Source organism: Petrotoga sp. HWHPT.55.6.3, from assembly GCF_002895495.1.
GTDB lineage: Bacteria > Thermotogota > Thermotogae > Petrotogales > Petrotogaceae > Petrotoga > Petrotoga mobilis.
The window spans coordinates 22,669-40,390 of the sequence record NZ_AZRJ01000003.1 but is presented as its reverse complement, the minus strand read 5'-3'; the positions used below and the strand labels follow the sequence as shown (position 1 = coordinate 40,390).

General features: G+C 33.2%; 13 protein-coding genes and 1 tRNA gene. 4 read left to right on the top strand and 10 right to left on the bottom strand.

Annotated elements, in window-relative coordinates:
• The first annotated feature begins 266 nt into the window (after positions 1–266).
• The 4 genes from X926_RS01170 to X926_RS01155 all read left to right on the top strand — a co-directional run bounded on the left by X926_RS01170 (position 267) and on the right by X926_RS01155 (position 3,364).
• Complete coding sequence (locus tag X926_RS01170; RefSeq protein ID WP_103064670.1) at positions 267–710, top strand: hypothetical protein; 444 nt, start codon at positions 267–269, stop codon at positions 708–710.
• Positions 711–792: 82 nt separating this feature from the next.
• Positions 793–1,815, top strand: coding sequence for an NADPH dehydrogenase NamA (namA, locus tag X926_RS01165; protein ID WP_103064669.1), 1,023 nt, complete (start codon positions 793–795; stop codon positions 1,813–1,815).
• 65 nt (positions 1,816–1,880) lie between these two features.
• Positions 1,881–1,957, top strand: a tRNA-Asp gene (locus X926_RS01160).
• Between the two features lie 162 nt (positions 1,958–2,119).
• A complete protein-coding gene (locus tag X926_RS01155; RefSeq protein ID WP_103064668.1) occupies positions 2,120–3,364 on the top strand; it encodes a HAMP domain-containing sensor histidine kinase in 1,245 nt (414 codons plus the stop codon).
• Between the two features lie 3 nt (positions 3,365–3,367).
• On the opposite strand, the gene X926_RS01150 is transcribed toward X926_RS01155, so the two are convergent.
• The 10 genes from X926_RS01150 to X926_RS01105 are packed head-to-tail and all read right to left on the bottom strand — an operon-like array spanning position 3,368 to position 17,564.
• Positions 3,368–4,351 carry a DNA polymerase III subunit delta gene (locus X926_RS01150; protein WP_103064667.1) on the bottom strand — a complete coding sequence of 328 codons (984 nt, stop codon included), beginning with the start codon at positions 4,349–4,351 and terminating at the stop codon, positions 3,368–3,370.
• A gap of 13 nt (positions 4,352–4,364) precedes the next feature.
• A complete protein-coding gene (locus tag X926_RS01145) occupies positions 4,365–6,056 on the bottom strand; it encodes a penicillin-binding transpeptidase domain-containing protein (RefSeq protein ID WP_103064666.1) in 1,692 nt (563 codons plus the stop codon).
• A gap of 7 nt (positions 6,057–6,063) precedes the next feature.
• The gene (locus X926_RS01140; protein WP_103064665.1) at positions 6,064–6,339 is read right to left on the bottom strand and encodes a hypothetical protein; all 276 of its coding nucleotides are present in this window, start codon (positions 6,337–6,339) and stop codon (positions 6,064–6,066) included.
• Between the two features lie 28 nt (positions 6,340–6,367).
• Positions 6,368–7,264, bottom strand: coding sequence for a 16S rRNA (cytosine(1402)-N(4))-methyltransferase RsmH (gene rsmH, locus X926_RS01135; RefSeq protein ID WP_103064664.1), 897 nt, complete (start codon positions 7,262–7,264; stop codon positions 6,368–6,370).
• Positions 7,265–7,303: 39 nt separating this feature from the next.
• Entirely contained in the window at positions 7,304–8,404 is a 1,101-nt protein-coding gene (prfB, locus tag X926_RS01130; RefSeq protein ID WP_103064663.1) for a peptide chain release factor 2, read from the bottom strand.
• A gap of 30 nt (positions 8,405–8,434) precedes the next feature.
• Entirely contained in the window at positions 8,435–10,909 is a 2,475-nt protein-coding gene (secA, locus tag X926_RS01125) for a preprotein translocase subunit SecA (RefSeq protein ID WP_103064662.1), read from the bottom strand.
• A gap of 44 nt (positions 10,910–10,953) precedes the next feature.
• On the bottom strand, positions 10,954–12,165 hold the full coding sequence (locus tag X926_RS01120) for a hypothetical protein (RefSeq protein WP_103064661.1): 1,212 nt from the start codon (positions 12,163–12,165) through the stop codon (positions 10,954–10,956).
• A 45-nt stretch (positions 12,166–12,210) separates the two neighbouring features.
• Positions 12,211–14,280: a methyl-accepting chemotaxis protein gene (locus tag X926_RS01115; RefSeq protein ID WP_103064660.1), complete on the bottom strand. Its 2,070-nt coding sequence runs from the start codon at positions 14,278–14,280 to the stop codon at positions 12,211–12,213.
• Positions 14,281–14,311: 31 nt separating this feature from the next.
• Entirely contained in the window at positions 14,312–15,193 is an 882-nt protein-coding gene (locus tag X926_RS01110; RefSeq protein WP_012208686.1) for a VIT1/CCC1 transporter family protein, read from the bottom strand.
• A gap of 28 nt (positions 15,194–15,221) precedes the next feature.
• Entirely contained in the window at positions 15,222–17,564 is a 2,343-nt protein-coding gene (locus tag X926_RS01105) for an HD domain-containing phosphohydrolase (RefSeq protein WP_103064659.1), read from the bottom strand.
• Between the last annotated feature and the right edge of the window lie 158 nt (positions 17,565–17,722).

Genomic DNA, 17,722 nt, shown 5'->3' with positions numbered 1-17,722 from the left:
CTTAATTATGATCTAACACGCTGTACGCAGAGGTCCCATTCCCTTTTTTGGTTGGGCTGCGGAGCGAAGGGGCGCTAAAACTCATTATACAGGATTTGTGTGATAAGATAACACACCTTCAAAAAGATATGGTATAATCAAATTATCAATAAAAGCACTTCCTCCATGAGGTGGGAAGGAAGCGTTTTTTTAAATATTTGCCAAAGTATTGAATAAATGAAAGATCCGAGCATCAAAACTAAATTTGAAAACAGGGGGTAATAGGTATGCAAGAGATTCCAGCCAATATATCGCTGGGTTTAAACATGGGAACGATTGCAGCGGCTCTTTTTTTCATCGCCAATCTTTATGTGTTTTTTCATCTTATTAATCAATTGGTTTCACCAAAAAAGCAGTGGAAATGGTTAGACAAAATGAGAAATAGATGGCACTATGTGCATTATTTAGGAAATATCGCTGCATTTATGGCAGCTTTAGTACATGGCGTTTTAATGTTGCAGTATGCTTCGGTATTTCACTGGATACTTATAGCTGTGATGGGGTGGATGGTGTTTGCAGGTTTTACCATGAGGTTTACAAAAGCAAGTTCAAAGTTTAAAAAGACTCTCAGGATGTTTCATGCAAAATGGTATATGTTTGTGATTGTACTGGTACTGCTGATAGTAGCTCATATTGCTTCTATTGGATCTTTTCCGTATTCTTTAGGATAAATAAATTTATGCCCCAAATCATAAATTTTGGTGATTTTTAAAAAGATACAAAAGAAAAAATAAACTATGCTGAGGTGTTGGGATGAGTAAACTTTTCACCAAATTTAAACTAAAGGGTCTTGAAGTTAACAATCGTATCCTGATGTCACCTATGTGCATGTATTCTGCTGGTGATGACGGCAAGCCAACCGACTGGCACTTGGTCCACTATGGTACCAGGGCAGTGGGAGGTGTTGGTCTTATCATGCAAGAGGCTACAGCCGTTGAAAGGCGAGGTAGAATTACTGGTAATGACTTAGGCCTCTGGGAAGATAGTCAAATCGATCCTTTGAAAAAAATGGTGGACTTTGTGCATTCTGTAGGAGGCAAAATCGGTGTTCAGTTGGCTCATGCTGGAAGAAAATGTGAGGTGAAAAACGAAAAGATTGTTGCTCCTTCGAGTATTAAGTGGAGTGACGAATATCCCGTTCCATCAGAACTTACCAAAAATGAGATTAAAGATATAATTAAAGCTTTTGGTACTTCGGCTGCAAGAGCGGTTAAAGTTGGTTATGACACTGTAGAAGTTCACGCTGCTCATGGTTATCTCATTCATGAATTTTTATCACCACTTTCTAACAAAAGAAGTGATGAGTATGGAGGCAAAATAGAGAACAGAGTAAAATTTTTGCGGGAAGTATTAATTGAAGTAAAGAAAAACATACCCAACGATATGCCTGTTTTTATGCGTTTATCTGCCACCGATTTTGTAGACGGGGGTATTGACATAAATGAAACGATAGAGATAGTAAAACTTGTAAAAGACTTTGTGGATATTGTGGATTGCAGCTCAGGCGGTCTTTTATCATCAAGGATAGATTTATATCCTGGCTATCAGATAATTTATGCAGAAGCTGTAAAAAGGGAAACAGGGGTACCGTCTGTGGCTGTAGGCTTGATAACCAGTCCAGAAATTGCAGAGGAGATAATAGGAAACGAGAGAGCGGATATGGTTGCACTGGGGAGGGTACTTTTAAGGCAGCCGTACTGGCCTGTATATGCCGCCCATGAGCTCAAGGATAGAGATATTATAGTAAGGCAGTATTACAGAGGAAGATATACATAAAAGAGTAATCTTTGTGGGGGCTTTACAAAGTGAAAATTTTGTGATAAAATAATTGAGCAGAAGATGGGGACGTGGTGAAGTTGGTTATCATGCCGGTCTGTCACACCGGTGGCCGCGGGTTCGAGTCCCGTCGTCCCCGCCATATTTTGAAAAGACGAACATTAAATGTTCGTCTTTTTTTAAGTTATTTTTAAAGTTTAGGGCATATTGTTATTTTTGAACAATTAATACTCTATTTGTTTAATTTGTGATACAATAGAAGTGACAGAAGATTTACAAAATTAATGGGGGGGATTATACTAAAATGCAAAAAGAAATAGATAAAGAATCTTTTATGGAAACTTTTCAAGAAATGGTAGATCTTTTGCAGGAAATAAATTGGGACGAAAGTGAGAATGATTTTCTAACAAAGCTTTTAAAAATTGCTATAAAGATCATACCCGAAGCAGAATACGGTTCTATTTGGTTAATTAGGGGAGCATTATATGAAGCCATAGTTGGAATTGGTTACGATGAAGATCTAATTAAAGAAATGGTTGTTCCGTTCAACGAGTCATATGTAAGTAACTATATGGACAGAGATTTAATAGAGATTCAGAATATTTTGGATTACAATTCCCCTGAAACCGATTTGTACAAAATCAGTAAAAAATTACATAAAGAAACGAATCAAATGGTAACTTTGATTTCAGCTTTAAAAAATAAAGACAGTGTAATTGGGCATATATATATTGACAGCTTCCATGTTGACTCTTTCGATGATAATTCAAAAAAAATGCTTAGAATGTTCAGTAATTTAGCATCTATTTTTTTGACTTTGAAAATCCTACGGGATTCAGAAAAAGAAACAGTAGAGACAAATTCTAATTATTTGAGTTTTATTAGTCATGAATTGAGAACACCTTTGACTTCAATTATAGGATTTGCCGAAACAATATTGAACAATGAGGATTTAAAAAAAGATGAGATAAAAAGTATCATAAGAAAGATACTATTTTCTGCTAAACATATGAACTCACTTTTAGACGATATTTCAACTTTCAACAAATTAAATAGAGAGAAGAGATTGAATTTAGAAAAATTAAATTTAAAAAAGTTATTATATGAGGTTTTATCGATGTTAGAGCCGACAGCATCCCCTGATGTTGAAATAAATCTTGATTTTCCCGTTGATATACCAGTAGATATTGAAACAGATGAGACTAAATTAAATCAAGTCCTTGTAAACGTAATAGGGAACGCAATGAAATACACCACAGAAGGTTCAATAGATATCCGTGTAGGTTACGAAAGTCATACAAAACATTTTCTAATCGAGGTAAAAGATACGGGACCTGGAATTCCAGAAGATAAATTAAAAGACATATTTAGACCATTTTTTAGAGTTTCTAAAGATAAACCTGGAAGCGGATTGGGTCTAGCAATTGTAAAAAAGAATCTTGAAATGCTCAAAGGTAGTATAGAGGTAAAATCAAAATTAGGCAAGGGAACTACGTTCCTGATAAAAATACCCCAATCCATAAGTGGTATTGTAGATAAGTGTCAATAATAGTTACGCTGAACATATTTTTTCAAAAAAATTTGGGAAGAGTACTTTAGGGTCACCGCCTGTTTTTAAGGATCTATCTAATTCTTCTATATCTATTATTATTTTTTCTATAGAAGTAAGGAAGTAGAGTTTCTCAACATTGATTTTTTTTACTTTGTCGTTTTTAAAATTGAAACCTAAAAAAGAAGCTACTCGTTGTTGTGAAACCATGCTATCTTTGCTGACTTTCATGACTTCAGACCAATTGTAATTGGTCTTTCTTTCGCCGTTTAATATCACCGCATATAGATCCAAAAAGTACTTATATAAATAATTTGCTAGGGCAATTGGGGAGAATGAAGAAGATTTTACAATTGACTGCAGCTTTATTAGTGAATTTGATAATTTCTTTGTTACTAAATTATAGCAGAGTTCTTCGTAATTAGCCGAAGAAAAATGAGTAGAAACATCTTCCACGTCTTTTATAGATATAATTTCCGTATTGGAGTATATGCAAAGCTTCTTAATTTCCTCATACAACAAATCCTCATTTTTCCCCACAAATTGTATTATTTTCTCGGCTGTTTCATCACTTAATTGTTTGTTTAACTTGCTTGCAAAATCCTTAAGCATTTCTATCCACAGTTCATCTTTCCAAGGGGGAGGAATCATTGCCTCTATTTTTTTATCGAAAGTTATTTCTTTTAGATATTTATTTTCTTTTTGAATATCCAAAATGAGTGTACCTTCAAAGGGGCTTTCGTAATGTTTCAGTAAGGTAGACATCTTTTCTTGATAGGGTATTTTGAAAGAGTCAAAATCTGAAATTATTATGATTCTGTTTGTTGAAAAGATACTTCCCATGGTGAAAATATTGTTGATCTCTTCATCTACATAATTTTCCGGCGATAACGTAACTATTTCAGAATTTGGAGATTTTTTAATAATTTCTTCGATTCTGATTCTTTTTTGTATAGTTGAATTTCCCAAAATTAATATTTTTTGCAACCTTACCTCTCCTTCAGTCGCTTGTATGAAGTTGAATGATTTCGTGATCTTTTAGGAATTTATCTGGTGGAACAGATTGCGAAACAACGGTGTTACCATTACCAGTTATTATTACGTTTTTTTCTTTTATTCCTAAGTTCAACAGGATGTTGTAAGCTTCGGTTATAGGATAACCAGTCAAATTAGGCATAATATCTTGATAAAAAACTTTTTGATTTTGGATTGTGTTACTTTCTTTGGCATATCTATAAAAAATGTTAGTTAAAACTGGTGCAGCTACTTCTCCACCATAAAATTCTTCTTTAGGATTATCTATTATAACAACAGCAGTATATATGGGATCAACAACCGGATAAAAACCAACAAACAATGAATAATAGCTACCTTCAACGTATCCTACGCCACTTTCTGCCTTTTGAGCGGTGCCGGTTTTCCCACCGATTCTCAACCCTTCCTTATAGGCTTTTTGGGCTGTTCCTTCTATGACTGTATAACTCAGCCACTCTTTTACCATCTTAGCGGTAGGTTCAGATATAACTTGTCTTTCTGAGATTTCTTTTTCTTTTAAAAAAGTTGGTTGTACATACGTCCCGCCGTTTGGAATTATGTTAAAAGCTGATATTAATTGTATAGGTGTGATACCTATTCCTTGACCCAGAGCAATCTGAAAAGGGGTTATTTCATACCAATCATCCGGATAAGGGACTACCCCATTGACTTCGCCTTTGAATTCTATCCCTGTTTTTTCCCCAAAACCATAGGTTAAAAGCTTTTGATAGAGCCATTGATTAGAAAATTCTTCGAGGATTTTTTCCATCATCTGTGCTATCGCTATATTTGACGAGTATGATAGAGTTTCCTTCAGCCCGATTTCTCCCATTCCATAACCTTGAGATTCGGTCACTTTAAAGTTTTTTTTGCCTGTAGGGTAGTATTCGTATCCTGAATAAAATTTATCATTAGCATTAATTATATGTTCATCTAGTGCTGTAGAAATTAATAATGGTTTAAGTGTGGAACCTGGTTCTATATACCCCATATAAGCAATATTCCATGGATAAAGTGAAACACTCGATTTAATCTTACCTGTTTTACTCTCCATAACAACAATAACTCCGCCTTCTGCGGATTCTTTTTTTACAGTATTTAGAAGTTCTTCATATGCTATTTGTTGCATTTTCAAATCTATACTTAAACTTGTTGTTTTTTGACTGTTTAATACCCCATTATCTAATAAAAAAGGTTCGATTCCGTAAGAGGTTTTATTCGCTTTTCCAACTAGTAAATCAAGAGAGAATAATTCATTGTAAATACGTTGAGTAACAGGGTATATTCTAGAATATTTGTTTAAAATTCCCAGATCGATATAAGCTTCTTCATAGGTATCATAAGTTCCCCATTTTAAAAATTTTATGTTTTCTATTTGATCATCACTAAACCTTTGATTCAATATATATTTATTTCTTTTAAAGTCGTTTTGTAATTTCATAAAGCCTAAATCGATCCAAGCTTCATATTTTTGTTGGTTGTATACAATCAAATTTCCATTGGAATCCACAAGTTCTGAATATTTGTTATTTTCTAATGAAGCTGAAAATTCGTTAAAATCCTTTGCCAAAGGGTTATTATACACAAAGGTGAGGATAATTAGAAAAACATATCCTGAAAGAAAAAAGAAGGTGAAGAATAACCATTTGTGTTTCATGGCTGAATTATTTCTCCATGATATTTAAGATCTCTATGTATCTGTCAATTTGGTTATCCAAGGCAGATATCTGTGACTCCATATTATTAAGCTCCATCTGAGATTGGGATATTATGGATTTATAATTTTCAATATTTTTGCCAAAGTTAAGAAAGATGGTAAGCCAAATGCTAACGGTTAAAAAGGCTAAGAAAACTAAAATGATTATAACAATATCCAGAGACTTGACTTTAGATTTAGTCTTTTCAATTCCTTTACTTTTTGCGTACACATTTTTTTCCATAAAAACTCCCCCTAACTCTTGTCATTTGTTAAATCCCTATATACTCAGCCACCCTCAATTTGGCACTTCTGCTTCTTAGGTTACGTTTTATTTCCTCTTGCGAAGGTAAAGTAGGTTTGGGAGTGAGAAAATTATATCTTTCATTGTTTTTGAAAAAATTTTTAACGATCCTGTCTTCCAGCGAATGAAAAGTTATTACCGTTACCCTTGCTCCTACCTTTAAAAAGTTTTCCAATTTAGAAAGGGTTTCTTCGATATTTTTTAATTCTTCATTAACTTCTATTCTCAGAGCTTGGAAAGTTTTAGTGGCAAAATGTCTGTGCCTTTCGTGAACTTGCGAACTGGGTAGTCCTTTTCTAATGGCGTTTACTAATTCTAGTGTCGTGTTTATAGGCCTGTTTTTTACAATGCTTTTGGAAATACTGTGAGCAAACCTTTTTTCTTCTCCATACTCAAAAATGATGCGCCTGAGCTCTTCTTCTGAATAATTGTTAACTATGTACGCTGCATCTTTTTCCGATTGAACATCCATTCTCATGTCTAAAGGTTCGTCTTTAGTAAAAGAAAATCCCCTATTTTCACCTTTTAGCTGAAAGGTAGAAACCCCTAAATCCATTAAAAAACCGTCAACTTTGTCAATATCTAAACCTCTCAAAATCATGTCTATATCTTTATAAGAAGATTTAATCAATACCACATTATCCGATAGATCTTTTAACCTTTGTTCTGCAATTTCCAAGACCTCGTAATCTACATCTATGCCGATTACCTTAGCCATATTATCGGTGTATTCTAAAATAGCTTTTATATGTCCACCTTCGCCTGCGGTACAATCCACATAAATGCCGTCTTTGTTGGTTATCAAATAGGATAAGACTTCTTCAACCATTACACTTTTATGAAAATCGTCGTATTTTCTTACTATTATTATACACCTCTTTTGCAGAAAAACAAATTAATTTTTTTACTTATATTTCGCAAAGAATAACAGTTCTTCTTCTATGAATTCGTCTATTTCTCCATCCAAGACTGCTTGAGCATTAGAGGTTTCATACTCTGTTCTTAGATCTTTAACTAAGGTATATGGATACAAAACATATGATCTAATCTGATTTCCCCATGAAATATCTTTTACCTCACCACGTAATCTTAACTTTTCTTCTAACTTTTTTTGATGTTCTAACTCATATAATTTTGCCTTTAAAATTTTTAAAGCCGTAGCTTTGTTTTGATGTTGTGAGCGCTCGTTTTGCACCGCTACCACTATACCTGTAGGTAAATGAGTAATCCTAACTGCTGAATCGGTTTTGTTAACATGTTGACCGCCTGCTCCGCCTGATCTATACGTATCTATTTTCAGATCGTCTGGATTTATTTCTATCTCAACATTTTCATCAAATTCAGGCATCACAGATATTGAGGCGAAAGAAGTATGCCTTCTTCCATTGGCGTCAAATGGAGAAATTCTGACTAATCTATGTACCCCACTTTCGTATTTTAATTTACCGTAGGCATAGGGACCGGAAATTTTGATAGTTGCGCTTTTTATTCCCGCCTCGTCTCCTTCCTGAAAGTCTATAGTTTCAATGTCATAATTATTTTTATCTGCCCATCGAGTGTACATCCTCAACAGCATAGATGCCCAATCCTGTGATTCTGTTCCACCCGCACCAGGATGCAGGCTAAGAAATGCATTTGCATCATCGTATTCTTCTGATAAAAGCATTCTTAATCGAAAAGAACCGATCTTTTTTTCGATAACTTTTAAAATTGCTTCAACTTGCGCGGTCATCGACGGATCATCCTCTGATAATTCAACTGCTATTTCTAATTCCTCAAAATCGTTCTCCAATTTTTTAAATTCATCTATTTCATCTTTTAAATTTTGTGCCATTTTGGAGATCTTTTTTGCCCTGTTTTGATCGTTCCAAAAGTTTGGTTCCATCATTTCTTTGTCAAGTTTTTTAACTTCTTCTTCTACTTTATCTATATTAAAAACTTCTTTTAAATCTTCGAAATTTTCTTTTAATTCGTCTATTTTAACTTTCGTTTCGTATGCTATCATCTGATCACCTCTTAAAAATGGTTTCAATAATTATTTCTTAACTTTATACCTTTTTTTGATCTTGGTTGATTGTTTAGCGATATTTTTACTTTTAGCTTCTCCACCATCATTCGATTCATCGACCGCTGATACGTTGTTATGTACAAAGTTCAAACTGGCATATATTTTTTTTGCTTCTCTTTCTTCTTTTTCTGGAACTATTTTTGCTATTCTCATTAAATAATTGACTATATCGTCGTATATACTGTCAACCATCTGGTCAAAAAGAAGGTAAGATTCTTTTTTAAATTCCATAACAGGATCTTTTTGCCCATAAGATCTTAATCCTACAGCTTCTTTTAGTGCTTCGATCGCATCTAAATGATGCCTCCACTTTTCATCTATTATTCTTAACATAACAAATTTTGCGACTTTGTTAAAATCTTCTCCAAATTCTTCTTTTTTGTATTGATATCTCTTCCAAAGTAGATCAAAGATTTCATTTTCTATTTCCTCACGCGTGTTCCCCTTTATGTCAGAAATTATTAAATATTGTTTCAATTTTTCTGAAATATTGCTTTTGTCGTATTTTTCTTCGGTTTCATCCCATGAGGATTCTACTATTCTTTCCACAACATCCATAAAGATTTCTTTTATATGATCATCATAGTTACCTTGTTCAAGGATCCAATCCCTATGATTGTATATTACAGATCTTTGTTTGTCCATTACTGAATCAAATTCGTACAATCTTTTTCTTATCGAGAAGTGTATTCCTTCAATTTTCTTTTGGGCATCCCGAATAACTCTACTGAGCATTTTATGTTCTATGGGCTGACCTTCTTCTATTTTTAAAGCGGTCATTAGATTCTTCATTCTGTCTCCACCGAACAATCGTAAAACGTCATCTTCAAAAGAGATAATAAATCTTGATTCACCAGGATCCCCTTGCCTACCAGATCTCCCTATTAATTGGTTATCTATTCTTCTGCTTTCATGCCTTTCCGTACCTAAAACAAAAAGTCCTCCAAGCTCTTTGACCCCTTCTCCCAACTTAATATCGGTACCTCTACCCGCCATATTCGTAGCAATGGTAACGGCGTATTTTTCTCCTGCCTGAGAGATAATTTCTGCTTCCCTCTCATGATATTTAGCGTTCAAAACTTCATGTTGTATTCCTCTTTTTTTCAGCATTTCACTTATGGTTTCGCTATTTTCAATGGATGTTGTTCCCACCAATACAGGTTGGCCCTTTTGGTTACGTTTTACTATTTCATCTATTATTGCTTGATATTTTTCTTTTTCGGTTTTAAAAATTAAATCATTTTTGTCTTCCCTAATAACAGGTTCGTTGGTAGGGATAACAATAACTTCTGTGTTGTAGATCGCTTTGAACTCGTCTTCCTCAGTTTTTGCAGTTCCGGTCATACCTGATAATTTTTTGTACATCCTAAAATAATTTTGGAAAGTTATTGTGGCAAAAGTTACACTCTCTTCTTTGATTTTTACTCCTTCTTTTGCTTCTATAGCTTGGTGCAATCCTTCAGAATACCTTCTTCCAGCTAACAATCTTCCTGTAAATTCATCGACGATGACAACTTCTCCATCGTGAACGATGTAATCTTTATCTCTTTTGAAAAAATTTATCGCTTTTAAGGCGTTCAAAAGATGGAACAAATACTTAATGTTGCTCGGATCGTATAAGTTATCGACAGATAATAGTTTCTCTGCTTTGCTTATTCCTTCTTCTGTTAACGCTAAAGTCTTTTGTTTTTCATCGATAGTGTAATCTTTTTCAACTATAAATTTTTTCGCCAAAGATGCAAATCTTCTGTAAAGTTCGGAAGGAGTATCCGAAGGGCCCGAAATGATTAACGGTGTCCTAGCTTCATCTATCAAAATGGAGTCAGCTTCATCAACTATTGCAAAGTAATGGCCTCTTTGTACTTTGTCAGTATTTTCGTAAACTAAATTGTCTCTTAAATAATCAAATCCAAACTCATTTGCAGTTCCGTAAGTTATATCAGCTTGATATGCTTTTTTTCTCTCTTCTTTGTCCATGTTGGCTTGAATGTATCCTACGCTCAAACCTAGATATTCGTAAACTGGTCCCATCCAATTCGCATCTCTTTTAGCCAAGTAATCGTTGTGGGTAGCCAAATGAACATTTTCTTCTGTTAGGGCATTTAGATATATAGGAAGTGTTGCAACTAAGGTCTTTCCTTCCCCTGTTTTCATTTCGGTTATCTTACCCTCATGTAAAGCGATGCCTCCCATTAACTGTACATCGAAATGCCGCATCCCTATCGTTCTTTGTGAGGCTTCTCGTACGACAGCAAAGGCTTCGGGTAAGATATCGTCTAAACTCTCACCTTGTTTTAACCTTTTTTTAAATTCCAAGGTCTTTCCAGATAATTCAGTGTCGCTGAGAGATTTCATACTTTTTTCTAATTCGTTTATTTTATTTGCGATTTTTGAATATTTTTTTAGTAAACTTTTATTCTTGTCTATAAGTCCAAAAAGCATAAATAATGCACTCCTTTCGAATCAAAATTTCTTAGCTATAATTTTTATCTTATTTTTATTTCTATTGTATACAAGCCGTTATTATCGTATTCTTCTTTTATTACCCAACTATCTAACGAACTATAAAAATTTACTGATAAATAATTTGAAATATCTAAAATTAACAGACTGTTGAGACTTTCTTTTCTTTCAATTTCTTCATAATATTTAGTGTTTTTGAATCGTTGTATTTCTGACAAATACACATTCATCTTATCGGGTAAAACGTTTGAAAATATGAATTCCTCTTCTATAAAATAAAGGTAAACTTGGTTTTCCACACTTTGATTAGACCAAAGATAATAATTGTAAGTTCCAATATTTCCTTCTTCCATATTTCTTGCTTCTGCAAATTCTCTGAGTTTATAAGTATCAATCGATGCTTCAAAGAATAAGTTAAGCTCATTATTACTTATACTTTGTGAACTAACGGCTATAAACTCCTCTTCTTTGATACTATTGACTATAAATCCTATAACATTTTTGCTTTCATCGTCCAAAGGGGTTAAAAAGTTTTCAAAATACGATGGGAAATTGGTTTTGTCTAACTTTTGTATGTTCAAAACTTCTCCAAACAATTTCTTGTTTTCCAAAAGTGTCAAATCAAAATTTTTCTGGGCACCTCTGTAATCTTTAGACTCAAATGTTGCCTTTAAGGTTCTCGAATCAACGGTAACGTAAAAATCCCAAAGGTTATTTTCATTTAAAACATTTTCTAGAGACCCCGATACTAAAGCATTTGAATTGTTATCATAGGTTGTCGGTTCCATGTTCAAAAAGATACCCACTTCATTTTTTTGAATAGCAAAATTTTTTTCTTCTAAGGTGTATAGATCATTGCTCACTTTATTAGCACCAAAAATCTTTGTAAAAATCTCATTGAAGACGTCATATTCGGTAGAGTATATGGCGATACTTTTCGAATTAACCATCAGGTCAAATAAAAGGTTAAAATAGTTCGGATTAAATAATTCGCCAAACGAATAGTCTTTATCCGAATAAAATACCATCGGAGCATTTAAAAAATTTTGAATGTTTGTATTTGTAGATTCTAATGTCGTTGAAAGTAATTCTTTGATATAATCTTGCCCTATCCCTTCAGTTGAGTTTACAAATCGATAAAAAGGTACCGTTTCATAGATTTCAGTATAAACAGCTAAAGGACTTTTTATCCCTATCGTTGTTTCTCCAAAGGTGAATAATGCAATTAAAATCAAAAAGATGAGGATAATTGATAACTTCTTTATTTTATTTCCTCCCTATTATTCAACACTCATTTTGAATTTTGAAATGGCTGAATTGAGATTTTGAGAAAGTTTTTCTAATTCTTGAGCTCTTTCACTAAGTGAGCCAGCGTTTTCAGACTGATTTTGCATCAACATCTTAATTTCTTTAATTTTTTCGCTGGTTTCATTCACTGTTCTAGCTATTCTTTCCATTGAAGAACTCATTTCTTGCGTACTTGCACTTTGTTCTTGCGAACTAGCAGTTACGTTTTCCACCCCTGAAATCATTCCATTTATCTCATTTAATATGCCTTCAAATTGTTCTCGAACCTTGAGGGCTTCATCGTTTATTTCTGCAATAGTATTTACGGTTTTATTGGTTACGTCGTTTACATTGTTGGTACTTTTTTTCAGATCCTCTAAAATGTTGCCGATTTCGTCCGTTGCTTTACCGCTTTCTTCTGCTAATTTTCTTATTTCATCTGCTACAACGGCAAATCCTCTTCCCGCTTCTCCCGCTCTTGCTGCTTCTATTGCTGCGTTCAGTGCTAACAGATTCGTCTGTTCAGTTATGGAATTTATAGTTTGAATAATATTTCCAATATTTTCTGCTTTTTCCAAAAGTTTTGAAACATTTTCTTCTGCTTCTTTGGATTGCTCTACACCAACTTCTATTTTCTTTACTATATTGTGAATACTTTCCATTCCTTTGTTAGCTTGGCTTTGTGTCATTTCAGCTGAATTGGATAACTCTTGTGCAGCAGAAGATAAACTTTGTGCTGAAGAGGCAATTTCTTCAATACCGGATGTGATCTCTTCGACAGATGAGGCACTATCTTCCGAAATTAACTCTATATTTTTTGCTTCGTCGAGAACTTCTTCTGCCGACTTTTTGAATTTTTGTGAGGCTTCTTTTAATTCCTTTGAAGATGTTTCAACTCTTTCAGAAACATCTTTTATACTTTCAATCGTTTCTTTTAAGTTATCTCGCATCTTACTAAACGATTTAGCCATTTCTCCCACTTCGTCTTTGGATTTACTTTCGAATTCTACATCCAAATTCCCTTCTCCGAATTTCAATAATACGTTTGAAAAATCTTTTATTGGTTTTGAGATACCTTTTCCAACAAAGTAGGCAACTACAATTGCTATAACAACTCCCACAACGGTTATTAGGATTATAAGAAGCGTTAAACTATTTATCTCACTGTATATTTCACTCTCGGGTAAATTTAGGAACAAAATCCAGCCATTGGATAGCTTAGAATAACTCGTTAAGAACCCTTCACCATTTAATCTTTCTACAAAAGTCCCTTCTGTACTTGAGCTTATGGTTTCTAAGTAATCCGTTATTTCATCTTCTATACTCTTTCCAGAGTCATAAAGAGGATGGAAAATTACATTAAAATTATCATCCACTAAGTACGCATATGCTTTTTGGTATCCTAAATCTTTTTGAATGAGGTTGGCAAAATATTCCAAGGGAAAACTCATCCCAGCAACACCAACAAAAGTTCCATCTTCTGGATCGTAATAAGGAACAGAATAAGTGATTACATTTGTCTGTAAATATTCATCAAAGTATATATCGGTCCAAACACCTTCACCTTTGTCTCTTGCTTCAAAAAACCACTGATATTTTTTATTTTCTGGGTTAAAAGTATCGTCTAATTTTATATATTCATTTTCTAAACTTTTATCTTCACCCTCAATGTAGTAAAGGGAATACAATTCTTTTGTCCTTAACATATCTGGATTGAAAACTATAAAAGAAGTTGCATTACCTTCTATTTTTTGCGAAAAATTTTGGGGTACATCCTTAGCTCTATCTAAAAACTTTATCACTTCAGCATTTGAAAAACTCGCTATAAAAGGATCAAATCCCAAAAAGGCAGAATCGCTATAATTATCCACTACTATTTCAATAATACTTATTTGTGAACCTAGATCAGATTCAACGCTCGCAGTTAAATTTTCCACTCCGTTTAGTGAATATTCTTCTAAAAGAGCAGTGGATCTGAAAATTGATACAAGACTTATAACGGTTACCACTGCAATCACTAACAAAGCAGAAGATAAAATAATCTTGGTACTGATTCTTTTCAATGCAAACTCCCCCTTTAAAATATGTATCGAATTAAATTGAAACGCCCAAGGTGATTCTAACGAGGAAACCTATAAAAAACGTTAATCCTGCAACACCCAAACTTATACCCGCCATTTCAAGAAATCTACTTTTGAAGCTTAAATCTTTGGCAACAGAAATATAAAAATTGAAAATCAATATTATTATAACAGCTGTTAGTAAAGTTATAATTAAACTTAAAAAATAATTATTGGGCATTAACAAATAAGGAAGGATTAAAAAAAATACCGTGATTATATATGCGATTCCTGTGTAAGCTGCTGATTTTAATGCTCTTTCATCGTTTTCGGCTCTTTTTGATAGATACTCGGATGCCGCCATTGACAATGATGCAGCTATCCCAGTTATTAATCCAGATGTAGCTATTATTATTCCGTTTTGAAGGGCAAAGGTTAAACCTGCTAATGCACCAGTCAATTCGACTAACGCATCGTTTAAACCAAGCACAATCGACCCCACGTAATTCAGTCTTTCTTCTTCTATCATTCCTAAAAGTTCTCGTTCATGCTTATCTTCTTCTTCTTCAATTTGTTTTGCTTCGGGGACTACACTGGAAATATCCTCATAGGAAATCTGAGCCCTTTCTTCACCATTTTCCATGAGCTTCAAACTGAAGGTTAACCCAAGTATTTTAGAAAGAATGAAATAGAACAAGACTTTTATGTAATTTGGTTTCACATCTTCGTTCGTATAACTTTTCCAAAAATCGTGGTGTTTTAACTCTTCGTTTGCTATGCTTTCTAGGACTTTTTTATTTTTAGTATCTTTAGTAGAATCAGCTAATCTCTTATAAATCATATGTTCCGTTAACTCAGCCTTTTGGAAATTTAATAAATGTTTTTTTGTTTTTGAGTCTATTTTTGAGTTTTCCATTTTAGGGCCTCCAATTAAAATTTGTTTTTTATTCTTCGTATTTTTTATACATTTCCTCTATTTCTTTTTCGTATTTTTTCAAGATTTCTAAGAGTCTTGGGTTAAAATGATCTGGTTTTGTCCTGTGATCCCCATTTAACAATATGTCAATGGCTTCCCTATGTGAAAAAGCTGCTTTATAACTTCTTTTTGATCTTAATGCATCGTATACATCTACCAAGCCAACGATCTGAGCCTCAATGGGAATCAGCTCACCCCTTAATCTAAAGGGATACCCAGAGCCATCGTAATGTTCGTGATGGTAAAGGGCAATTTTTCTTGCTGTTTCAAAATATGGATCATCCAACAAATTATCAGCATATAGTGGATGTTTCCTCACTTCTTCCCATTCTTGTTCATTAAGTTTACCAGGTTTATTAAGAATCTCGGCAGGAATAAAAAGTTTCCCCACATCGTGAAGTGGAGAAAAATCCCTTATTTTTTCAACATGTTCTTTGGGGAAACCTAATTTTTCTGCAAAAAATGCAGATAATTCACTTACACGGTAGATATGTTTCTTGCTGTTTTCATCGTGTGATTCTGCCAATATAGAAAGTTTACTTGCAAAGGTTGCATAAGCATTTTTTACCTCTTGCGTTCTTAATCTGTTGACAAAAAACATTTTTGCCACATTTAACAACGAATCAAAAAATCTAACCGATTCTTCAGAAAAATTCTCATCGCTATCCTTTTTAATATCAAGTGAAATATCTAAATACCGATTTTCATCTATTTTTATTGTTTTCAGTAGAGAGGATTTTATCGGTTTGGTAAATTTGTACATTAAATTTGCTACATCTTTAGGCATTTTTTCTTCATCCAATGAAATTACGTTATCAAGTACCATCGATTTTTCAGCAATAAAAGCATAACTTTTTTTAAGATTTAAACTTTTTAGACCATTAATATCATGACCCAACGTTACTAAAAATCTCCAACTATCTCCCTCTATTATAGAAACACTGCCATAATCAGCTTCTGGGATTTCTATGATTAAAGTATTTAAAAATTTCTGGAAGAAATCTTCCTCTTTTACTTCTTCATTTTCAACTTCGGATATAATTTCCAACAGATGAATTATTTTATTATTCAGTTGTTCTATTTCCTGATAATTACTTTCTATTTCCTCATTTTGTGCTATTAACTCTTCGTTGTAGGAAGTTAATTGTTCATTTGCTGCGGTAAGTTCTTCATTATAACTTTGGGCCTCTTCCTTTGCATCATTTAATTCACTCAAAAGAGAGTGAAGTTTTAAATTTTCTTCCCTTAGAACATATATAAATACAATAGAAAAAGGTACTAGAATCATTATTATCCAAAAAATAACAGGGTAATTTTCATAAAAAGAAGGAGGTTTGTTCTGGATTATTGAATCTGCTGGTAGTCTATTGATTGAAATACCAAATCTTTCCAAGGCAGGAAAGTTAAAAACGTATTTATTATCAGGGAAGTAAGTTCTTGGCAGCTCTGTAATATCAACTCCACTTAATAAGTTTATTGCTATCTCCCCAGCTTTACGTCCTTGATCGTATGCACTGGTAATTTTACCTCCTACAACGTTATTGCCCATATACACGCTTGATGTAGTATAAATAGGAAGTTTATCAAATTGTCCCATATATTGTTCTACTTGTGTATAATCATAAAAATTTCCATAAATATCTTTACTAAAAGCCAAAAGGAGCACTATTGAGTTTTGTAATGGTGCATCGAGCTCTTGCTTTATTTGATCCAATGAATCGCTTAAAAAGATAAAATTAGTATTCTCAAAATTAGGTACTACATCATTTTCCACTTCTTGCTTGAAAAGTTCCCCGGTTTTAGTCTGATTATCAACAATTACATAAACATTCTCTGTGGCTGGATGGAGATTTAGTGCTAATTCTAACGTTTCTTTTATATCATGAATCTCTACAACGCCACTGACAAATTCTAATTCACTCAAATCGTATTCTTGATAGTAGTTGATCCCCGCATACACAATAGGAGTTTCCAAAAAAAGTGAATCATAATTTGATAAAACAAAATCAAGCGCGTTATTATCCAACGCAATAACGACATCAAATGTAAAATTACTAAATTTTTTTTCAAAATATTCTTTGAATATGTTTAGGCTATTATCATCGCCAAACCTTTTGCTATCAAGATATTCTACATATATATTTATACTTTCTTCATTTTCTAAAACTGAATATATCCCTTCTAATTCCTTATCTGACCAAGACAAGCCTGGATTATACGAATTTAAAATTAGGACAGTAGAAGCTAAAGAATAAATCCCAGACAAGATAAATAGTAAAAACAAAAAAAGAACTTTATTATAATTTTTCACAAGTGGACCTCCTAAATATAATGAGATCAGATTTGCATTTTTATACTACTTTGATATTGTATCACAAATAAGAAGACTTTAAAAGTAGAATAATTTTCGTTGTTAAATTAAAATTATTTAAATGTTTTTATATTCGTAACATATATATCTTATCATTT

Bases quoted from the DNA above. Each gene is read 5' to 3' on its own strand.
- X926_RS01140 (WP_103064665.1), bottom strand. From the start codon at position 6,339: ATGGAAAAAAATGTGTACGCAAAAAGTAAAGGAATTGAAAAGACTAAA.
- X926_RS01170 (WP_103064670.1), top strand. From the start codon at position 267: ATGCAAGAGATTCCAGCCAATATATCGCTGGGTTTAAACATGGGAACG.
- X926_RS01145 (WP_103064666.1), bottom strand. From the start codon at position 6,056: ATGAAACACAAATGGTTATTCTTCACCTTCTTTTTTCTTTCAGGATAT.
- prfB (WP_103064663.1), bottom strand. From the start codon at position 8,404: ATGATAGCATACGAAACGAAAGTTAAAATAGACGAATTAAAAGAAAAT.
- namA (WP_103064669.1), top strand. From the start codon at position 793: ATGAGTAAACTTTTCACCAAATTTAAACTAAAGGGTCTTGAAGTTAAC.
- X926_RS01155 (WP_103064668.1), top strand. From the start codon at position 2,120: ATGCAAAAAGAAATAGATAAAGAATCTTTTATGGAAACTTTTCAAGAA.
- secA (WP_103064662.1), bottom strand. From the start codon at position 10,909: ATGCTTTTTGGACTTATAGACAAGAATAAAAGTTTACTAAAAAAATAT.
- X926_RS01110 (WP_012208686.1), bottom strand. From the start codon at position 15,193: ATGGAAAACTCAAAAATAGACTCAAAAACAAAAAAACATTTATTAAAT.